This window comes from Gaetbulibacter sp. PBL-D1 (assembly GCF_050509525.1).
In the GTDB taxonomy this organism is placed as follows: domain Bacteria; phylum Bacteroidota; class Bacteroidia; order Flavobacteriales; family Flavobacteriaceae; genus Gaetbulibacter_B; species Gaetbulibacter_B jejuensis.
This window is the reverse complement of the sequence record NZ_JBNWKB010000008.1, coordinates 104,435-124,340: the sequence shown is the minus strand read 5'-3', so window position 1 is coordinate 124,340 and position 19,906 is coordinate 104,435. Positions and strand designations below refer to the sequence as shown.

Below are 19,906 nucleotides of genomic sequence, written 5' to 3'. Positions count from 1 at the left end.
ACTAAATACCTAAATAGCTTTAAGGAAACCTTAAATTAATGATATGCTGTAAAAGTTTTAGTGGCTTCGTTATAAGCACTTTCAAAACTCATAGCGTTAAGGTCGCTACTTTTTTGAGATGTAAAGTAAGATAATAGCTTTTCAGTAGGCATATTACCCGTAAGTTCGTCTTTGGCCATAGGACAACCACCAAAGCCTTGTATAGCTCCATCAAAACGTCTGCAACCTGCTTTATATGCTGCATCTACTTTTTCGAACCAAGTAGTTGGTGTAGTATGTAAATGTGCCCCAAACTCTACATGAGGATATTTAGGAATAAGGTTGGAAAATAAATAATCAATACTTTCAGGGTTAGAAGTCCCTACAGTATCACTTAACGAAAGAATCTTCACTCCCATTGCTGCAAGTTTTTGGGTCCATTCACCAACAATATCCACATTCCAAGGGTCTCCATAAGGGTTACCAAATCCCATAGAAATATAGACAACCACTTCTTTGTTTGACTTATCTGCTATTTCCAGTATTTCATTTAGGGTCACTACAGATTCTGCAATGGTTTTATGCGTGTTTCGCATTTGGAAGTTTTCAGAGATTGAAAACGGATAGCCTAAATAGTTAATTTCCTTGTGCTGAGAAGCATCATTTGCTCCTCTTGTATTTGCAATAATTGCCAACAACTTGCTAGTCGTTTTGCTTAAATCTAATTGCGAAAGGACTTCGGCAGTATCCACCATTTGCGGAATAGCTTTAGGTGACACAAAGCTTCCAAAATCAATAGTATCAAAGCCTACACGTAGTAAAGACTGAATGTACTGTACTTTCTTTTCGGTAGGAATAAATGCCTTAATACCTTGCATGGCATCTCTAGGGCATTCAATGATTTTTACTGGATTGCTCATTAGCTTCAAAGATAGAAAAGAATATTGTCATCGAAAACGATTTCATAAAATCTATTTTCAACAAACAGCTAATGCTTTGTTAGTTACTAACTTAAATTACTTAAGCTTTTTAAGTAGTGCTTTATTAATGTCTTTAATAAGTTTTGGTCCTTCGTAAATAAACCCAGTATAAAGCTGAACTAAATCTGCTCCAGCCTCTAGTTTATCAAGCGCATCTTGAGCTGTATGAATGCCTCCTACTCCAATTATTGGGAATGCTTTTTGGCTTTTTTCTGATAAGAAACGAATCACATCAGTAGAACGTTGTGTTAATGGCTTACCACTTAATCCGCCAACTTCTGTTTTATTATCAGACTGTAAACCTCCTCTAGAAATAGTCGTGTTGGTAGCAATAACACCATCTATTTTAGTCACTTTAACAATATCAATGATATCTAATAATTGCTCATCGGTTAAATCTGGAGCAATTTTTAATAAAATAGGTTTAGGATTCGCCTTTTTAGCATTTTGCAGTTTTAACTCTTGTAAAAGCTTAGTTAGAGGTTCTTTGTCTTGTAACGCTCTTAAATTAGGTGTGTTGGGAGAACTTACATTTACCACAAAATAATCGACATAATCATATAAAGCGTTAAAGCAGTATACGTAATCATCAGTTGCATTTTCGTTAGGTGTTACTTTGTTTTTACCAATATTACCACCAATAAGCACACCTTTATTTTTCTTTAATCGTTTTACAGCCTCTTCTACACCTCCATTATTAAACCCCATTCGGTTAATAATAGCGTTATCTTCTTTTAATCTGAATAATCGCTTTTTAGGGTTTCCTGGTTGCGGCTTAGGAGTTAGCGTTCCTATTTCAATAAACCCAAACCCTAAGTTACCCAGTTCGTTAAACAGTTTAGCATCCTTATCAAAACCAGCAGCAAGACCAACGGGATTTTTAAATGTTAATCCAAATAATTGTCGCTCTAGCGATTTGTCTTTCACCAAGTATAAACTTTTAAACAACGAAGGTACCAAAGGTATTTTGTTTAAAAATCGAATTAATGAAAACGTAAAGTGATGAATGCGTTCTGGGTCGAAACAGAATAGTAATGGACGAACAATGATCTTGTACATGAAATTATGTTTGCGCAAAAGTAATTTTAAATAAAAAAACCTACAATTCAAAAACCAAAAAAATTATAAATGTTATTTTTGAATAAAATAAAAAACATGATCGAAAAACAACATATTATTGACCGCTTTATAAGCTATGTAACCGTAGATACTGAGTCTGACCCAAACTCTGATACAACTCCAAGTACAGCTAAACAATGGGATTTAGCACACGCACTTGTAAAAGAACTTATAGCTATTGGACTTAAAGACGTTACCATAGACAATAACGCTTATATTATGGCAACCTTACCTAGCAATGTTGAGCACGATGTACCAACAATTGGGTTTATATCGCATTTTGATACTTCACCAGATTTTACAGGAGCCAATGTAAAACCTCGTATTATTGAAAACTACGATGGTAAGGACATTGCTTTAAATGCAGAAGAAAACATTATCCTGTCTCCTAGTTATTTTGAAGACCTGTTGCTTTACAAAGGTCAAACCCTAATCACTACTGATGGTACTACGCTTTTAGGTGCTGATGATAAAGCAGGTATTACTGAAATTGTTTCGGCAATGGAATACCTTATTCAGCATCCTGAAATAAAACATGGCACGATTAAAATTGGGTTTACACCAGATGAAGAAATTGGTCGTGGAGCGCATAAGTTTGACGTTGAAAAATTTGGAGCAGATTGGGCTTACACTATGGATGGAAGTCAAATAGGTGAATTAGAATATGAAAACTTTAATGCTGCAGGAGCAACTGTAAAAGTAAAAGGTAAAATTGTACATCCTGGTTATGCCAAAGGAAAAATGGTAAACTCTATGTATATCGCAACCGAATTTATTAATGCCTTACCACGATTAGAAACACCAGAGCATACTGAAGATTACCAAGGCTTTTTTCATTTACACTCTATACAAGGTGAAGTTGAAGATACTGTTTTAAAATACATTATTAGAGACCATGACAAAGCACACTTTGAAGCACGTAAAGAAGTGATGCAAAAACTTGCTTTTGATATCAATACCGAATATGGTAGAGAAGTTATTGACATTGACATTAAAGACCAATACTTCAACATGAAAGAAAAGGTTGAACCTGTTATGCATATTGTTGATATTGCCGAAGAAGCAATGAAACAACTTAACATTGAACCTTTGATAAAACCTATACGAGGAGGTACTGATGGATCGCAGCTGAGTTATATGGGATTACCTTGCCCAAACATTTTTGCTGGTGGACATAACTTTCATGGACGTTATGAGTATGTACCAGTTGAAAGCATGATAAAAGCAACCGAAGTAATTTGCAAGATTGCTGAATTGACTGCTGAAAAGTATAAAAAATAAACACTTTTTAATTTGTAAGATAGCTTAAGACGAATTCTTAAGCTATTTTTTTTAACGTATTTTATTCCTTGTTAAGTTACCCTACACTATGAAATTTAGTCGAATAATAGTTGTCTTTTTTGTATGTTTATTTTTGTTTACTAGCTGTAAAAGTAAAATTATTCCGCTTTCAAAAACCTATTATGATAACACCAACAAAGTTGGAGTACTCTTTATAGCTGACTCTATTAGAGCAGAAATTATTGGAGACCAAAGTTTATTAGAAATGGCGTTAACTGGTACTAAACGGTTTAGAGCACCATTAGAACTAGTCGACAAAGTAATTAACCCTATTAGCGACATTGAAAATATTTACTTTAACACTTACCAAGAAAAAGGAAAACCTATTAAAAAAATTGATTATGAGCTTAACACTGAAGATTTAGTTGAGTTTGAAAAACCAAAAAAATCTAAGAAGCAGTATTTTAATTATGATTTAAGATTTTTACAAAGTAAAGACATTGATGAACTTTTAATTGTAACTATTGAGTATGGACTTTTGGTAAACTACGATGGTATTTTTGAAGAAGAGAAACTAGGAAATTGTAGAATAGAATCTAAAATCATAAACCTAAAAGACAATTCTATTTTGTATAACAACTTTACCGTTTTTAATGTTGAAGTTATTGGTAATTGGAAAACACCACCCAACTATCCTAATTTAAAACATGCCATTCAATTAGCTATTAAACAAGCTATTGAAGAAGAGAAGAGAAAGTTTAACAATTAGATTAATACTTATTAGCGATTAATACTTTATAGTGTCAGAAAAATCAAATTTAATTCGGTAGTGAACACCTATTTTATATCTTTATAAAGTTGTGTGATATTTAAAACCAAACTCATGAAAAAAACAATACTATTTCTAGCTTTAATCATCAGTTTTTCAAGTTTTTCGCAAAGTATGTGGAAAAAAGAAGCTGATAGATATAAACAAAATGGAATAAAAGAAGTTAAAATCTACTTGTTAGATCTTGAGCATCAAAATGAAAAAAGGTTATGGGATTGGGAGCTTTATGACAAAAATGGACGTATGATTGAGAAAAAGCGATTTCAACCCAATGGAACCTTAGAATCTCATTACAAGTTTGAATATCCTAATGATACATCACGAATTTTAATTTCATATAATTCCAAGGGAAAAGAAATTAAGCGAGTAGACCAAGAATTTGACTTATCTGGTGATAAAAATCCACAGAATCAATACAGTAAAAATGGTGCTTTTGAGTACGAATACAACAAAGCAGGTGACGTTACTAAAGTTTGGAGAGTTAAAGACAATCCTAAACGACTTCAAACTGAAAACGTATATGATGAAAAAGGATTTTTAATTGAAAGCAAAAGCTTAGTGTTTACAAATAATCAAAAAAGTAATTACATATCCACAAGTACCTACTGTGTTGACAACATTGGAAATATTTCAAAAATAACTACCGAAGCCAACGGAACAATAACCAGTGTCGCTATTTATGAATATGTAAAACATAACAACTAAACCATGAAAAAAGTATCCTCAGTAGAAGAATATATAGAAGTCAATAGCCATTTTAGTGATGCCTTAACCTTATTGCGTGACCTTATAAATTCCACCCAACTTGATGAAAGTTTAAAATGGAGTGCTCCTGTGTATTCACTAAACGGTAAAAATGTTGTGGGTTTAGGTGCTTTTAAACAGCACTTTGGTGTTTGGTTTTTTAATGGTGTGTTTCTTAAAGACGAACAACAACTACTAGTTAATGCTCAAGAAAAAACAAAAGCTTTACGACAAATGCGTTTTGAGTCTATTGAAGATATCGACAAAGCTGCTGTATTAGCCTATGTAAAAGAAGCTATAGAAAACCAAAAGCTTGGTAAAGAATTAAAACCAGAACGTAAAGGTAAAACTGTGATTATCCCAAAAGAACTAAGTACAGTTTTAAAAGCCAATGGTGAGCTTAACACTAGTTTTAAAGCTTTAACTCCTAGTAAACAACGAGAATACTGTGAGTATATTGAAAGTGCTAAAAGAGAAACTACCAAACAAACCCGATTAGACAAAATTACACCAATGATTTTAAAAGGTGTTGGCTTACATGATAAATATAAGAATTGCTAATTGGTGTTTAGTGTTTAGAATAAATACATAAAAAAAACTCCGAAGGATTACTTCGGAGTTTTTTTATTTTATACTGTTTAAGCAAGTTACTTAGTAGTTGCAGGAGCATTTAACTTTTTGCTCATTTCCATTGAAATGGCAGAACGTTCAAACTTTATTTTTCCTGCTAAGGTTTCAATGACACAGCTATTGTCTTTGTCGTTTAATTCAACAACTTTACCATGCATACCACTTTTGGTAATAACCTTATCTCCTCTTTTTAATTCGCTTGCAAACTTTTTTTCCTGTTTAGCTCGTTTCATTTGAGGTGCAATCATAAAGAAATACACCACAACAAACATGGCTATAAAAGGTAAAAAACCAGAAATTCCTTCCATTAATTATTAGTTTACTTGCTTAATACTTGCACTACCTGCTGCTTTTTGAGGAGCGTTTGGATCTGGCTCAATAAAAGCTTTAATTTTAACTTGCTCTGAACCTTTTTCAGTGTTTGTAGTTAAAGTAATAGTTTTAGTGATTTGGTTTTTTCCTTTACCATTGAATTTTACAGTAAATTCAGATGACTCACCTGGAGCTAAAGGTTCTCTACTCCAATCTTGAGGTACAGTACATCCACAAGTACTTTTAATGTTACTAACTACTAATGGTGCTTTACCTGTATTAGTATATTTAAATTTTGTTTCAACTGGAGTTCCATCAACTATGGTTCCAAAATCGTGTTCTGCTTCTTCAAAAGAAATCACTGGAAGTTCACCAGCAACTGCATCTCTTTCAGCAGCTTGAGCTACATTTTCAGATTTCACTTTGCTTGCTGCATCTTCCTTACATGAAGTAAAAGCTACCATACATAATGCGCTTAAACTTAAGATCACTTTTTTCATAGGGTTAAATTTTTAAAAATTATTATTTAAATGTTTTACATTTTTCAGCAGATAAAGGTACTAATAATTTCTTATTACATCAATCCTCTGCCTATTTTATTTAGTTTCCCATCGGTTTTGTATTCTTTAACAATTTTGTCTAAAACACCATTTATAAAGATGCTACTCTTAGGTGTTGAGTACTCTTTAGCAATCTCTAAATACTCATTTATAGTTACTTTAACTGGAATAGATGGAAACTTTTGAAACTCACAAATTGCCATTCTTAACAATACCGAATCTAAACTCGCGATACGCTCAGCATCCCAGTTTTTGGTTTTGTTTGCTATTTCATCGTTATAAACTTTAGTGTTTAAAACGGTTTTTTTGTACAACTCTGTAGCAAAATCTTTATCGTCTAAATCTTTGTACAAGCTTGGTGTAAAGAATGCTTCAGGTGCATCTGGCTTACATTTTTTAAGCAACTTTAATATGCTAGTGTTTACTATTGGTAAATCATCTACCCAAGTAAGCTTTTTGTCTTCAAAGTAATCAAATAGCTTTTCGTTAGGCGCTATGATTTCAGTAAATAAATCAACTATTACAGCTTTATCTTCATTAAAACTAGAAGTTTTAGTAGCCATATAGTCTTTGTAGATTTTACTTTCTAAAATGGCTTTAAAAATGATTTCGATGTACTCAAAATCTAAATACCAATAGTTTAGTTTACGATTATCTAGTTCGTCCTTTAGGGTTTCGTTGTCTCTTAAAGCACAAAGTATACTATTGTTTACAAACTTTGAATTAGGATTTTTTTCTTCTTGTGTAGCTAAAAACTTCTTTTGTGTTTTGTCTAAGTGGTCTTCAGCTCTTTTTTGAACTTCAATGAGTAATGATAGAATAGCTAAGTACAAATCGTACATACTATCTAAACTTTGAAGTAGGAATTTTTCATCTTTTTTGAGGTCAGAACTTTCTGAACCATTAAATGCATAAATGGTTTGCATGACCTTGATACGAATATGTCTTCTGTTAAGCATATTATAAAGAACGTTAAAATTAAGAGGCGAAAAGCTTTACCTTTTCGCCTCACAAAAATAGTATTATTTATTCATTACCGAAACTAAATGCTGGTAACTGTTAAATTATTTTGCGTTTTCTCTTTTTCTAGTCTCGATACGCTCTTGAGCGATATCTAAAGCAGCTCTGTTGGTTGTGATACCATCGTGTTCTGCTTTTTTAAGAATTTCTAAAGTGGTATTGTAGATATTCTCTGTTTTACGCATAATTTCTGGTTTTCCGTAGTTTTCCAATTCTGCGTAAACATTAATAATTCCACCAGCATTAATTAAGAAATCAGGAGCGTACACAATACCTCTTTCTTGAAGTATTTTACCATGAACCTCTTCAATCTCTAATTGGTTGTTTGCTGCTCCTGCAATAACTTTAGCTTGTAATTTATGAATAGTATCATTGTTTATAGTAGCTCCTAAAGCACAAGGTGCATAAATATCCATAGCTTCACTATACAAATCGTTACCATTGTAAATAGTTACACCATATCTGTCTCTAATGCTTTCTAAACGCTCTTTACTAATATCACTAATAGTTACGTTAGCTCCTTCGTTAACCAAATGCTCTACTAAAGCTTCACCAACATTTCCAATTCCTTGTACAAAGATGGTTTTGTCTTCTAAAACATCTGAACCAAACTTAAATTTGGCAGCTGCTTTCATTCCCATAAATACACCATAAGCTGTAATTGGTGATGGGTTACCTGCTCCTCCAATACTTTCAGAAATTCCAGTTACGTAAGGTGTTACTTCTCTTACTGTATCCATGTCTGAAGTTTCCATACCTACATCTTCAGCAGTAATATAACGACCACTTAAAGAGTGAACAAACTCACCAAACTTTTTCATAAGTTCAGGAGTTTTTTGGGTTTTAGCATCTCCAATAATTACTGCTTTTCCACCACCTAGGTTTAAACCAGTAATTGCCGATTTAAAGGTCATACCTCTAGACAATCTCAACACATCGTTAAGTGCTTCCCACTCGTTGTTATAATTCCACATTCTAGTTCCACCAAGTGCTGGACCTAAAACTGTGTTATGAATTCCAATTATTGCTTTTAAACCAGTATCTTTGTCGTTGCAAAACACAACTTGTTCGTGATTGTCAAAAGATACTTGACCAAAAACAGGATCAACCTTTGAAAGTTCTTTAGAACTTATGACGTCTGATATCATTATATTTTTATTAATTTTATAGCTTTTTTAGTTTGTCTAAAAACAGCGTGCAAAAATAACTTAATATTAAAGTATTCGCAAAATTATCCGACTAAAATTACATAGTAACGATTATTAAATCTTTGCAATCCTTAAATGAAAGAATTACAACATCTCAATAAATACTTTTATAAATACAGATACAAACTTCTATCAGGAGTTATAATTACTATAGTTGCTCGTATCTTTCTATTGTTTACACCAGAGCTTGTAGGAGCTGCTTTTGATACAATAGTAGAAAAAATAAATGGAGAAATTTCTTATGAAACATATAAAGTAAATATGCTTCGCAATCTCCTGTATATTGTTGGTGCTGCGGTTATTGGAGGCATTTTTACGTTTTTAATGCGACAAACCATTATCAATGTATCAAGATATATTGAGTTTGATTTAAAAAACGAAGTTTATCAACAATATCAACGTCTGTCGTTAGACTTTTATAAATCCAACAGAACAGGCGACCTTATGAGTCGTATAAGTGAAGATGTTGGTAAAGCTCGCGAATATGCAGGACCAGCAATTATGTATAGCATCAACACGCTAACATTATTTGTTATTGCTTTGTTTTTAATGTTTAAGTCTGCACCATTACTAACACTATATACTATTATTCCACTACCAGTTTTATCCTACCTTATTTATGTTTTAAGCAAAACCATACATAAACGTAGTACAATTGTACAAGTATGGCTTTCAAAATTATCAACCTTTACACAGGAATCGTTTAGTGGTGTTAGTGTTATAAAGTCGTATGGTATTGAAGAGCAAGTAAATGCTGATTTTGATACCTTATCTACCGAAAGTAGAGAGAAAAACATAAACCTTACCAAGGTACAAGCGTTGTTTTTTCCTTTAATGATTTTTTTAATTGGATTAAGTAACATCATTGTAATTTATATTGGAGGTAAACAATATATCGATGGAGAAATTGAAAGTTTAGGTGTCATCGCTAAATTTATTATATATGTAAACCTTCTTACTTGGCCTGTTGCGACTGTAGGTTGGGTAACTTCAGTAGTACAACGTGCTGAAGCTTCTCAAAAACGTATAAATGAGTTTTTAAAGCAAGAACCAACCATAAAAAACAAAACACAAGAGCATACTACAGTTGAAGGTAATATTGAATTCAGTAATGTGTATTTTACGTATCCTGACACCAATATTGAAGCATTAAAAGGCATTAGTTTTTCGCTCAAAAAAGGTGAAACTCTTGCTATACTTGGTAAAACAGGATCAGGAAAATCAACTGTTTTAGACCTTATTGGTCGTTTGTATGACATCAATCAAGGTAGTATTACTATTGATGGTAAACCTATTGATATGCTTAATCTTAATGATTTAAGAAATAGTATAGGTTACGTGCCACAAGATGCTTTTTTATTTTCTGATACCATTAAAAACAATATTATGTTTGGTAAAGAAAATGCTACTGACGAAGACGTTATTAATGCTGCAAAAAATGCTGATGTACACAAAAACATTAAAAAGTTTAGCAAAGGATATGATACAGTTTTAGGCGAAAGAGGTATAACGCTTTCTGGTGGTCAAAAACAACGTGTTTCTATTGCTAGAGCTATTATAAAATCTCCAAAAATTTTATTGTTTGATGATTGCTTATCTGCTGTAGATACTGAAACTGAAGAGAAAATACTTAAAAATCTTAGTAAAGTTTCAGAAGGTAAAACCACAATCATAGTAAGCCATAGAATTTCTTCTGCTAAAAACGCTGACAAAGTTATTGTCTTAGACGATGGTAAAATTATTCAATCTGGCTCACACGAAACACTCTTAAACTCTGACGGTTACTACAAAGAGCTCTATTTAAAGCAGCTTACAGAAAAAGAAATATCATAATTTGTTGGTTACTATTCTTTTTTTTTAGATTTTTGAAACGTTAACATAACTAATTTATTAATTTAAAATCTATGAGTGACCACGGAATGATGGAAAAAGAAGAAATTTTTTCTAAAGTATTAAGAGCAGGAAGACGTACTTATTTTTTTGATGTGAGAGCTACTAAAGCAGGAGATTACTACTTAACAATAACTGAGAGTAAAAAATTCACTAATGACGACGGTTCTTTTCACTACAAAAAACACAAAATCTATTTATACAAAGAAGATTTTGCTGAGTTCAATGAAATATTAAATGAAATGACCTCATACATCATCGACGAAAAAGGGGATGAAGTTATAAGCGAGCGTCATCAAAAAGATTTCAAAAAAGACGATTACAGCAATGCTGATATTGAAGAAGGTGGAGAAACTATAAATGTTTCTAAATCTACAGAAAGCTTTACAGATGTAAACTTTGAAGATATATAAACACAACATCTTTTGTTAAAATACATTAAACCGTTACTAATACAGTAGCGGTTTTTTTTATATTTATACACTAACACAATCCTTATGAAATTTTTATACTCACTACTCTTTTTTGTTTTAGCATTTAACCTACAAGCACAAACCAATTTAGACTATTATTTACCACAAAACACAACTTATAATCCTGATATACCTACACCACAATCGGTAATTGGGCATGAAGTTGGCGAATGGCATGTAACACATGATAAACTTGTGCAGTATATGTATGCGTTAGCAGAAGCTTCAAATAGAGTGCATATAGAAAATAGAGGTTCTACTTATGAAGACAGACCTTTACTCCTACTTACTATAACTTCTCCTGAAAATCATAGTAATCTTTCAGAAATACAGAACGCTCACATTGCAGCTACTGAAAGTAACACTGTAAGTACTGCAAACAGACCAATAGTAGTGTATCAAGGGTTTTCAATACATGGTAACGAACCAAGCGGTTCTAACGCAGCACTTTTGGTTGCTTACTATCTTGCTGCTGCTGAAAGTGATGCTGTAAAACAGTTATTAGATGAAAGTGTTATTTTGCTTGATCCTGCTTTTAATCCAGATGGTTTACAACGTTTTGCCTATTGGGCAAATACCAATAGAGGTAAAAACTTAAATCCAGACCCAAACGACAGAGAGTATCGCGAAGTATGGCCTGGTGGAAGAACCAACCACTATTGGTTTGACATGAACAGAGATTGGTTACCAGTTCAGTTACCAGAATCGAGAGCGCGAATTGCTACATTTCATAAGTGGTTACCAAATATTTTAACTGACCATCATGAAATGGGAACTAACTCTACCTTCTTCTTTCAACCAGGAATCCCTTCGAGAACACATCCTTTAACACCTAAATTAAATCAAGAGCTTACCAAAAAAATTGGAAATTATCATGCTAAAGCTTTAGATAAAATAGGCTCATTATACTATACCGAAGAAAATTTTGATGATTTTTACTATGGAAAAGGATCAACTTTTCCTGATATAAATGGAGGAATTGGTATTTTGTTTGAACAAGCCAGTTCGCGAGGACATATACAAGAAAGTGCTAACGGATTGTTGACTTTTCCGTTTACAATAAGAAATCAATTTACTGCTGCTTTATCTACTCTAGAAGCTGCTGAAAGTATGCGAGAAGAATTATTGACCTATCAGCATAATTTTTATAAAAACGCACGTGAAGAAGCTGCTAAAGAAAATGGTAAAGCTATTGTATTTGGTGACGAAAAAGATGCTGCAAAAACTTATCATTTAGCTGAAATTTTAAAACGTCAAAACATAACTTTTTACGATATAAAATCTGATTTTAAAGCCAATGGAAAATCGTTTAAAAAAGGCTACAGTTATATTGTTCCTAAAAATCAAAAACACACACGTTTGATTAATGCAATGTTTGAAAAGCGAACTACATTTACCGATAGCTTGTTTTATGATATTTCGGCATGGACATTTCCTTTAGCTTTTAATGTAGATTATGCTGAAAATGTTTCAACCTCACACTTAGGAGAAGAAGTTACTGAACTTACTATGAAACCAGGAAAGGTTATAGCTAAAAGTAACTATGCTTATCTTATGCAATGGCATGAATACTATGCTCCAAAAGCACTTAACGCTATTTTAAAATCTGGTATTAGAGCAAAAGTTGCTATGCAACCTTTTACATTACAAAACACTAGTTATGATTATGGAACCATACTTATTCCTGTTCAAAATCAATCTAAAAATGCAGATGAGTTGTATTCGTTTTTAAATGAAATCGCCAAAGAAAGTCATGTAACTATTGATGCTGCTTCAACAGGACTTACCGAAGGAATTGATTTAGGTAGTGGTAAATTTAGAACTTTGGAACAACCTAAAATAGCACTAATCGTTGGAGATGGCATCACTTCTTATGATGCTGGAGAATTGTGGCACTTATTTGACCAACGCTTTGATATGACTGTAACAAAACTAGACACAAGGTCTTTACAACGTACCAATCTTGATCGTTACAATACTATAATTTTACCAAGTGGATCTTTAAATGGTGCTGATGCTAAAGCTTTAAAAACTTGGGTGGAAAATGGAGGGACTTTAATTGGTTACAGATATGCTTTACGTTGGTTGAACAACAACGAGTTTTTAAAACTAAACTTTAAAACTGTAGAACGTACTGCAACAAACATTTCGTTTGAAGAACGTAGTGATTATAATGGTGCTCAGATTATTGGAGGAGCCATTTTTGAAACAAAACTAGATCGTTCGCATCCAGTGAATTTTGGTTATAAAAATGATAAGCTAGCTATGTTTAGAAATACGACGTTGTTTGTTTCAGCTGATAAACAGAGTTATAATAACCCTATTCAATACACTAAAAACCCTTTATTGAGTGGCTATATTTCACAATCTAACCTAGATAGTTTATCGTTAACCGTTCCTTTTAAAGTGCAACGTTTAAGACGTGGCAATGTAGCTGTTTTTACAGACAACACTAATTTTAGAGCGTTTTGGTACGGTACAAACAAGCTATTATTAAATACCGTCTTTTTTAGAGAACAACTATAGTTTAGCTGAAAAAAGGGCTATTCCTAAAACAAAGAGAAACCAAGATATTGCTAGTTTAAAACTCAACATTGATAATAAAACAACAACTATTACCATGTACATTGGCACTAAAGTTATAGCAATAGCAAAACGAAAGGTGTCGATAAATTCTGCTTCTTTGATTTTTGGTTGTATTACGAACTTCCAAATGAGGTAAGGTGGAAATAGATGAATAATTAAAAACAGTTTAAAAAACGATTTAAAGATTGAAAATCGGTTAGGTTTTGCTGGTTTACAATTTTCAAAATGACTAGCTATACAAGCATTAACGCTTGTAGGTTGTATAAAGTCAACTTGCAAATCATTTAATGTCTTTATGTCGTTTTCATAGTTTGCTTCTGGGATATGAGTGGTAAGCTCACAAAGCTGATTAAATACTTTTGTTTTTAGAGTTTTAGTGCTTTCGTCTACATTTTTCATAACTTCAGAAGTCACTAAAATTGGAGCTCCAAAATTTAATGATACACTGCTACCAAAACGTGTTGGATTTGAGTAATTAAAACCTACAGGAAGCATTTTAACTTGTAATTCAGGATTATGCTTTAATGCTTCAAAAACCATTCTAGTAAATCCTTTGCTCAAAGGTCTAACACGTCGTTTTAAGCTATGACTTCCTTCAGGAAAAACAGTAATAGCTTCTCCTTTATTCAATAAATTAGCACACATTGAAAAAACCGAATTGTTTTTAGAAATATTGCTCCAGCCATCTCTAACTCTATACACAGGAAGCATCAATAAGCTCTTTAAAATGCTTGCAATCACTTTATTTTTAAATACACTTGCTCGCGTTAAAAAGTACGAGAAACGTCCACTTTTTACAGCAATCAATAACGCATCCAATAAGGCATTTTGATGGTTTCCCAAAAATAAAACAGCTCCATTTTTAGGCACATTTTCAGCATGTACAACTTTAATGGTCTTGAAATAAAAGAACAAGCCCAAACTTAAATAAGCTCTAACAGTATGCAACCATAATATTTTCAAACTGCTGTTGCTTTAGAAGGTTTGTAAGACCAAAAGAAGGCCAATAATAACCCTGAAACAATATGCCAAATTCCCCAGAAGGCTGCCATTATAGCCATACCTCCTAACCCACTAAAAAAGGTAAAGATGAGTAACAACCCTAACCCTGAGTTTTGGATTCCTGTTTCAATAGCAATTGTTTTTTGGTCTCTAAATGTTAGTCTAAACCCCTTGGCTATGAAAAATCCTAAAAGTATTGCTAGTAAATTATGTGCAATCCCAATGAGAAGCACGTAATGTATATAGTTATTAAAGACTTCTAGATTGTTTGTAAAGGCAATAACCACAATTGCAGCAAATACAAGTATTGATATAGGTTTTAATAGTTTTGATAGTTTATCAGCTAAGGCTTTATTCTTGTGCCTTAAAAACATCCCTAATACTAAAGGTATTCCAAGAATTAACAGGACTAATTTTATCAACTGAAATGGTTGTAATTGAACACTTTTTAGTATTTCGGCAGTTGGCTGATATAAGTTTCCGTAGAGTTGAAAATTAATAGGTGTAATCAAAATAGCCATCAATGTTCCTAAAGCTGTTAAACTCACTGATAATGCTGTGTTCCCATTAGCCAAATGCGTCATAAAGTTTGATATATTTCCTCCAGGACATGCAGCAACCATCATCATTCCTAAGGCAATACTGGGTTGTGGTTTTATGCAAATAATAATCAAAAACGTTAGTAATGGTAAAGCTACAAATTGTGACAATAGCCCAACCAATACTATTTTTGGCTGTTTTAACAAACGCTTAAAATCACTCACCGAAATACCTAAAGCCACACCAAACATTACCACAGCTAAAGCTAGGTTTAAAACCCAAAGCTCATTACTATTAAATTGTATTTGTACGTCGTCTAGCTGCTTTATCATATTAGGCTACTGTTTCGCCATTTTTTACCTTTTGTTCAGGGTTTAACAAAATGACATCCTTTCCATTAACAGCTCCCAACAACAAACATTCACTCATAAAGTTTGCGATTTGCTTATTTGGAAAGTTAACTACGGCTAGAATTTGTCGGTTAAGCAATTCCGATTTTGTATATAATGTTGTAATTTGTGCGGAAGACTTTTTAATACCCAAATCACCAAAATCAATGGTTAATTGGTATGCTGGTCGTCGTGCTTTAGGAAAATCATTAACCTCAATTATGGTTCCCACACGAATATCCACTTTGGAAAAGTCTTCAAAAGTTATTATAGTATTATCCATAGGTTAAAAATACGTTATAAAACTAAAATCACAAATAAATGGCAAGAACTCCATCAAATATGTTACCCTTAGGAACCAAAGCTCCAAATTTTAAATTACAAGATAGTGTAAGTGGTTTGCAAATGTCACTCGATGAATTAAAAGGTGTTAATGCTACTTTAATAATGTTTATATGCAACCACTGCCCTTTTGTAAAGCACGTGAATCCGCAATTATCTCAATTGGCAAAAGATTACATTTCTAAAGGTGTAAACTGTGTTGCCATTTCCAGTAATGATATTGAAAACTATCCACAAGACAGACCTGAACTTATGAGAAGTAATGCCATTGAGCAAGACTTTATTTTTCCATATTTATTTGACCAAACCCAAGCAGTCGCCAAAGCTTATGATGCTGCATGCACTCCAGATTTTTATGTGTTTGACAAAGATTTAAAATTAGTTTACAGAGGACAACTAGACGACTCTAGACCAGGAAATGACATTGAAGTTACAGGTAGTGACATTAGAGCTGCTCTAGATGCGCTTTTAGCTCAAAAACCTATTAATGAGCTGCAAAAACCAAGTATAGGCTGTAATATTAAGTGGAAGTAGTAGATAAAAAAACATAACAAAAAAGGCTATCAAAATATTGATAGCCTTTCGTCTTTCTCATAGCAATTTTAACCAAAAGTTAATCAAAGAAAGATTTAGTTTTTATATAGATATACTGAAGATGCAGCAGCCAAACTATTGTTTAAAACAGGTGCTATATTTCCTCCTGTACCAATATTATTAAATGCTAAAATACGTCCACCATTATTACCAGCTTCAGCAATATAAACTGTTTCTGTTTCACTATCATAAGCTACATCAACAGGGTTACCTAGCATTGTTGCACTACCAGCAACTCTAATTTGTTGACTCATAGCCAATGTTCCTCCATTAGATACACCATTAAACTTAGATGTAAAGTTTTCAATAATATGAAACCCTCCATCATCTTGACCATTCATAGCTGAAGCAATATCAGTCATTACCATAGTATCTGTAGCAGCATCATAAGTTAAACCGTGTGTTCTTACAATACCTTCAATAACTACTCGCTTTGATGCTGATAACATAGCATCAGTAGTGTTAGATAAAAAGTTTGTAAATACTGCTAACTCACCTGTAGCATCAACTACAGCATATAAATCGTTGTTGTAAAATGTAATTCCCCAAAGTTTAAAATCGGTTGTAATTACATTTCTTAAAGTAAAACTACTTCCGTTTTTAGAATAGATATACAATCTACCATCAGGAGTGTTGGTGTCACCATCAACATCAGCATTATCAGCCACAACATAAAAATTTCCATTTACAGCAACCTCTCTAGGACTAGACATATCTTGAGTTCCCATAATATCTATACCTACTGAAGTGCCACTTGTAATAGTTGAAATATTAGTCACACCTTCTAATCCTAAATTAGAACGTGAAGCCTGAATAACTGCATCATCAGATTGATCATAGTAAATACCATCAGCCGCTACAGAAGTTGTAATAAGTGTTTTTGTAGTAACGTTACTTCCATCGGTAACATCGTAAATGTTTATGTTTCCATCAGAATTATTTGAAGCCAATAAATATACTGACGTTTCCATTGGTGGATTACTATTGTCATCGTCATCACTACATGAGAAAACAAAAGTTGACAAAGCTGTGATTAAGACTACTAATTTTAATGAATTAAATCGTTTCATGTGTTTAAAATTTTATTGTTATTAGTATACCTACGTAATTTTATAAAGAGCGGTTTTAAAATTTTTTAAAAAATTAAAGATTACATTTACTAAAGCTTAAAACTGATTGTATGCAACACACAATAGAAACATTTTATAAGGCATTCAATAACCTAGATGCAGAAACCATGGTATCTTGTTACCACGACGATATTACTTTTGAAGATCCTGCTTTTGGAGTGTTACAAAAAAACAGAGCAAAAAACATGTGGCGAATGCTTTGTGCTTCACAAAAAGGGAAAGACTTTAAAATTGAATTTTCAAACATTGAAGCTAATGAGAAAACTGGTAAAGCGCATTGGGAAGCCTATTACACTTTTAGTAAAACAGGTAGAAAAGTACATAATAAAATTGATGCTGAGTTTGAATTTAAAGATGGAAAAATCATACACCATATTGATACATTTAATCTTCATAAATGGTCGCAGCAAGCTATGGGTTTTAAAGGCTTTTTATTGGGTAGTACTGGGTTTTTCAAAAAGAAACTACAACTGCAAACCAATAAATTGTTAGATAAATTTGAAAGTAATGTTAATTAAAAAAAAGCTACTCCATTTACTGTGAAGTAGCTTTGAATTAATAGCAAAAACTGTTTCTTTTTAGGGACTTGAATAGTTTACTTTATGTTTCAGCTTGACTATTGCTTAGTTATATTCAAATTTTATGCCAAAACTAAGAGTATTCAGGCTTCTTACCTACTACACCTTTGTAAAAATTATGCATAAACTCAAAGTCAGCTTCCATATCATCAGAAGGATAAAACGGTTCTGAAATTCTATTCTCTTTCTTTCCAAAATCTAGTGTAAACATAATAATAGGTACTTTGGCTTCTTTAGCTATGTAGTAAAAACCTGTTTTCCATTTATCTACTTTTTTTCTAGTACCTTCTGGAGCAAGAGTCATTCTAAACTCTTCTTTTTGAGCAAAAAGTTTTGCAATAGCTTCAACTTTATTTTCTTTAGTTTGTCTATCAATTGGAGCACCACCAATGGCTTTTAAGTACCAACCAATAGGACCAACAAACAATTCTTTTTTAGCTATAAAATTGGTTTTTATATTTAAAACCTTACGAAGTAAAACACCTATATAAAAGTCATGCCAACTGGTATGAGGTACAGCAATAATAATTGCCTTTTTTACTGTATCTCTAGACATATTAACATTACCTACTACTTTCCAGCCAAGGAGTTTAAAATATATAAATTTGGCTAGCCAACGCATATTACATTTTTTCGTACAGAGCTCTTAGTTTTTCTCGTGTAATGGTTTGTTTCCAGTTTTTACCTAAGGCATTTTCCCATAAAGGTTCTAGACTAATTGCAACGTCTATCATAGTATCAAATTGCTGTTCGTCAAGATCAGCACAAAGGCCTTGAGGAAGTTTTATATCAAACTTCTTTTTCATCTTTTTGAACATCGCAACACCTTCAGGATAAAATTCTTCTAAATGGTCAAAAACAATACAATTGCCTATACCGTGTTTTGTTCCTAATAAAAAAGATAGTCCATAACTCATAGCATGAGCTACACCTACTTGAGAATAGGCAATACTCATACCTCCATGCCATGACGCCATCATGAGTTTATCTTGCGATTCTTCTTCAGATAAATCATTATCTAAAAATATTTCTTTACAAAGCTCAAAAGCCTTTTCTCCATAACTTTGGCTAAATGCATTTAAGTATGTACCGTTAAGCGATTCAATACAATGAATATAGCAATCCATTCCTGTGTAGAACCATTGTTCTTTAGGAACATCTTTAGTAAGTTCGGGATCAAGAATAACTTGGTCAAAAGGTGTATAATCAGAGTTTATTCCTAGTTTTTTTTCTGGACCTGTAAGAACAGTTGTTCTAGAAACTTCGGCTCCTGTACCTGAAATTGTTGGCACACCTACATGATATATTGCTGGGTTTTTCACTAAATCCCAACCCTGATAATCTTTAGATTCCCCTTCATTTGTTAGCATAATAGCTACCGCTTTGGCAAGATCTAGCAATGTACCTCCACCAATACCAATAATTCCTGAAGGCCTATCCTTGTGGGTTAGTATAATTTGCTCAACAAGTTCATCAACTTGAGACGTTTTTGGTTCTTCTTCAGCTGAAATATAAATCAACTGATCGTCATAAGCTAAAGGAATACGAGAATTTAACCATGCATCTCCTTTAAACACATCATCTACCAAAAATATAAATGGCGCTCTAGTGTTCAATCGTTTAGGCGAAATAATATCTGCCAACTGATTAAAACAGCCACGTCCAAAAACTACTCTGGACACCATTGGGTAATTTTTATAACTCATCTATTCTTTATGTC

The 19,906-nt window shown here is 32.7% G+C and carries 21 protein-coding genes; 9 read left to right on the top strand and 12 right to left on the bottom strand.

Annotated features, from left to right (window positions below; translation table 11 throughout):
- Positions 1-35: 35 nt before the first annotated feature.
- Together ACQ0RB_RS08690 and ACQ0RB_RS08685 are read right to left on the bottom strand one after the other, a co-directional pair.
- A complete protein-coding gene (locus tag ACQ0RB_RS08690) occupies positions 36-899 on the bottom strand; it encodes a hydroxymethylglutaryl-CoA lyase (RefSeq protein WP_430497851.1) in 864 nt (287 codons plus the stop codon).
- Between the two features lie 96 nt (positions 900-995).
- Positions 996-2,018, bottom strand: a complete 1,023-nt coding sequence (locus ACQ0RB_RS08685; protein WP_430497849.1) for a quinone-dependent dihydroorotate dehydrogenase — start codon at positions 2,016-2,018, stop codon at positions 996-998.
- 96 nt (positions 2,019-2,114) lie between these two features.
- Between ACQ0RB_RS08685 and pepT the strand changes: the two genes are divergently transcribed.
- The 4 genes from pepT to ACQ0RB_RS08665 all read left to right on the top strand — a co-directional run bounded on the left by pepT (position 2,115) and on the right by ACQ0RB_RS08665 (position 5,493).
- Positions 2,115-3,359, top strand: coding sequence for a peptidase T (gene pepT / locus ACQ0RB_RS08680; protein ID WP_430497847.1), 1,245 nt, complete (start codon positions 2,115-2,117; stop codon positions 3,357-3,359).
- Between the two features lie 88 nt (positions 3,360-3,447).
- Positions 3,448-4,128: a hypothetical protein gene (locus tag ACQ0RB_RS08675; protein ID WP_430497845.1), complete on the top strand. Its 681-nt coding sequence runs from the start codon at positions 3,448-3,450 to the stop codon at positions 4,126-4,128.
- Positions 4,129-4,242: 114 nt separating this feature from the next.
- On the top strand, positions 4,243-4,893 hold the full coding sequence (locus ACQ0RB_RS08670; protein WP_262734015.1) for a hypothetical protein: 651 nt from the start codon (positions 4,243-4,245) through the stop codon (positions 4,891-4,893).
- Positions 4,894-4,896: 3 nt separating this feature from the next.
- Positions 4,897-5,493: a YdeI/OmpD-associated family protein gene (locus ACQ0RB_RS08665; RefSeq protein ID WP_262734014.1), complete on the top strand. Its 597-nt coding sequence runs from the start codon at positions 4,897-4,899 to the stop codon at positions 5,491-5,493.
- 86 nt (positions 5,494-5,579) lie between these two features.
- On the opposite strand, the gene yajC is transcribed toward ACQ0RB_RS08665, so the two are convergent.
- The 4 genes from yajC to ACQ0RB_RS08645 all read right to left on the bottom strand — a co-directional run bounded on the left by yajC (position 5,580) and on the right by ACQ0RB_RS08645 (position 8,602).
- On the bottom strand, positions 5,580-5,870 hold the full coding sequence (yajC, locus tag ACQ0RB_RS08660; RefSeq protein WP_129761827.1) for a preprotein translocase subunit YajC: 291 nt from the start codon (positions 5,868-5,870) through the stop codon (positions 5,580-5,582).
- Between the two features lie 6 nt (positions 5,871-5,876).
- Positions 5,877-6,374, bottom strand: coding sequence for a DUF1573 domain-containing protein (locus ACQ0RB_RS08655; RefSeq protein WP_129761826.1), 498 nt, complete (start codon positions 6,372-6,374; stop codon positions 5,877-5,879).
- Between the two features lie 74 nt (positions 6,375-6,448).
- Positions 6,449-7,393, bottom strand: a complete 945-nt coding sequence (gene nusB, locus ACQ0RB_RS08650; protein ID WP_430497841.1) for a transcription antitermination factor NusB — start codon at positions 7,391-7,393, stop codon at positions 6,449-6,451.
- A gap of 105 nt (positions 7,394-7,498) precedes the next feature.
- Complete coding sequence (locus ACQ0RB_RS08645) at positions 7,499-8,602, bottom strand: Glu/Leu/Phe/Val family dehydrogenase (protein WP_131506566.1); 1,104 nt, start codon at positions 8,600-8,602, stop codon at positions 7,499-7,501.
- 135 nt (positions 8,603-8,737) lie between these two features.
- Between ACQ0RB_RS08645 and ACQ0RB_RS08640 the strand changes: the two genes are divergently transcribed.
- From ACQ0RB_RS08640 to ACQ0RB_RS08630, 3 genes are all read left to right on the top strand, one after another.
- Positions 8,738-10,495 carry an ABC transporter ATP-binding protein gene (locus ACQ0RB_RS08640; RefSeq protein ID WP_129761824.1) on the top strand — a complete coding sequence of 586 codons (1,758 nt, stop codon included), beginning with the start codon at positions 8,738-8,740 and terminating at the stop codon, positions 10,493-10,495.
- A 71-nt stretch (positions 10,496-10,566) separates the two neighbouring features.
- Complete coding sequence (locus tag ACQ0RB_RS08635; protein WP_131506564.1) at positions 10,567-10,965, top strand: PUR family DNA/RNA-binding protein; 399 nt, start codon at positions 10,567-10,569, stop codon at positions 10,963-10,965.
- A gap of 84 nt (positions 10,966-11,049) precedes the next feature.
- Complete coding sequence (locus ACQ0RB_RS08630) at positions 11,050-13,551, top strand: M14 family metallopeptidase (protein ID WP_430497838.1); 2,502 nt, start codon at positions 11,050-11,052, stop codon at positions 13,549-13,551.
- On the opposite strand, the gene ACQ0RB_RS08625 is transcribed toward ACQ0RB_RS08630, so the two are convergent.
- The 3 genes from ACQ0RB_RS08625 to ACQ0RB_RS08615 are packed head-to-tail and all read right to left on the bottom strand — an operon-like array spanning position 13,546 to position 15,825.
- Positions 13,546-14,574 (bottom strand): lysophospholipid acyltransferase family protein, encoded by a 1,029-nt coding sequence (locus ACQ0RB_RS08625; protein WP_430497836.1) that lies wholly within the window; start codon positions 14,572-14,574, stop codon positions 13,546-13,548. The genes ACQ0RB_RS08630 and ACQ0RB_RS08625 overlap by 6 nt on opposite strands.
- Positions 14,571-15,485 carry a bile acid:sodium symporter family protein gene (locus tag ACQ0RB_RS08620; protein WP_430497834.1) on the bottom strand — a complete coding sequence of 305 codons (915 nt, stop codon included), beginning with the start codon at positions 15,483-15,485 and terminating at the stop codon, positions 14,571-14,573. Before ACQ0RB_RS08620 ends, ACQ0RB_RS08625 begins: the two co-directional genes overlap by 4 nt.
- 1 nt (position 15,486) lies before the next feature.
- Entirely contained in the window at positions 15,487-15,825 is a 339-nt protein-coding gene (locus tag ACQ0RB_RS08615; RefSeq protein WP_430497832.1) for a tRNA-binding protein, read from the bottom strand.
- A gap of 38 nt (positions 15,826-15,863) precedes the next feature.
- Here ACQ0RB_RS08615 and ACQ0RB_RS08610 point away from each other — a divergent pair, with 38 nt between their 5' ends.
- Positions 15,864-16,418 (top strand): thioredoxin family protein, encoded by a 555-nt coding sequence (locus ACQ0RB_RS08610; protein ID WP_131506561.1) that lies wholly within the window; start codon positions 15,864-15,866, stop codon positions 16,416-16,418.
- A 95-nt stretch (positions 16,419-16,513) separates the two neighbouring features.
- Here the strand turns inward: ACQ0RB_RS08610 and ACQ0RB_RS08605 are convergent, their stop codons facing one another.
- Positions 16,514-17,548 (bottom strand): hypothetical protein, encoded by a 1,035-nt coding sequence (locus ACQ0RB_RS08605; RefSeq protein ID WP_134201363.1) that lies wholly within the window; start codon positions 17,546-17,548, stop codon positions 16,514-16,516.
- A 110-nt stretch (positions 17,549-17,658) separates the two neighbouring features.
- Here ACQ0RB_RS08605 and ACQ0RB_RS08600 point away from each other — a divergent pair, with 110 nt between their 5' ends.
- Positions 17,659-18,126: a nuclear transport factor 2 family protein gene (locus ACQ0RB_RS08600; protein WP_430497829.1), complete on the top strand. Its 468-nt coding sequence runs from the start codon at positions 17,659-17,661 to the stop codon at positions 18,124-18,126.
- Between the two features lie 133 nt (positions 18,127-18,259).
- Here the strand turns inward: ACQ0RB_RS08600 and ACQ0RB_RS08595 are convergent, their stop codons facing one another.
- Together ACQ0RB_RS08595 and ACQ0RB_RS08590 are read right to left on the bottom strand one after the other, a co-directional pair.
- Positions 18,260-18,808, bottom strand: a complete 549-nt coding sequence (locus ACQ0RB_RS08595) for a 1-acyl-sn-glycerol-3-phosphate acyltransferase (RefSeq protein ID WP_335975316.1) — start codon at positions 18,806-18,808, stop codon at positions 18,260-18,262.
- Position 18,809: 1 nt separating this feature from the next.
- Entirely contained in the window at positions 18,810-19,892 is a 1,083-nt protein-coding gene (locus ACQ0RB_RS08590) for an iron-containing alcohol dehydrogenase family protein (protein ID WP_430497827.1), read from the bottom strand.
- Between the last annotated feature and the right edge of the window lie 14 nt (positions 19,893-19,906).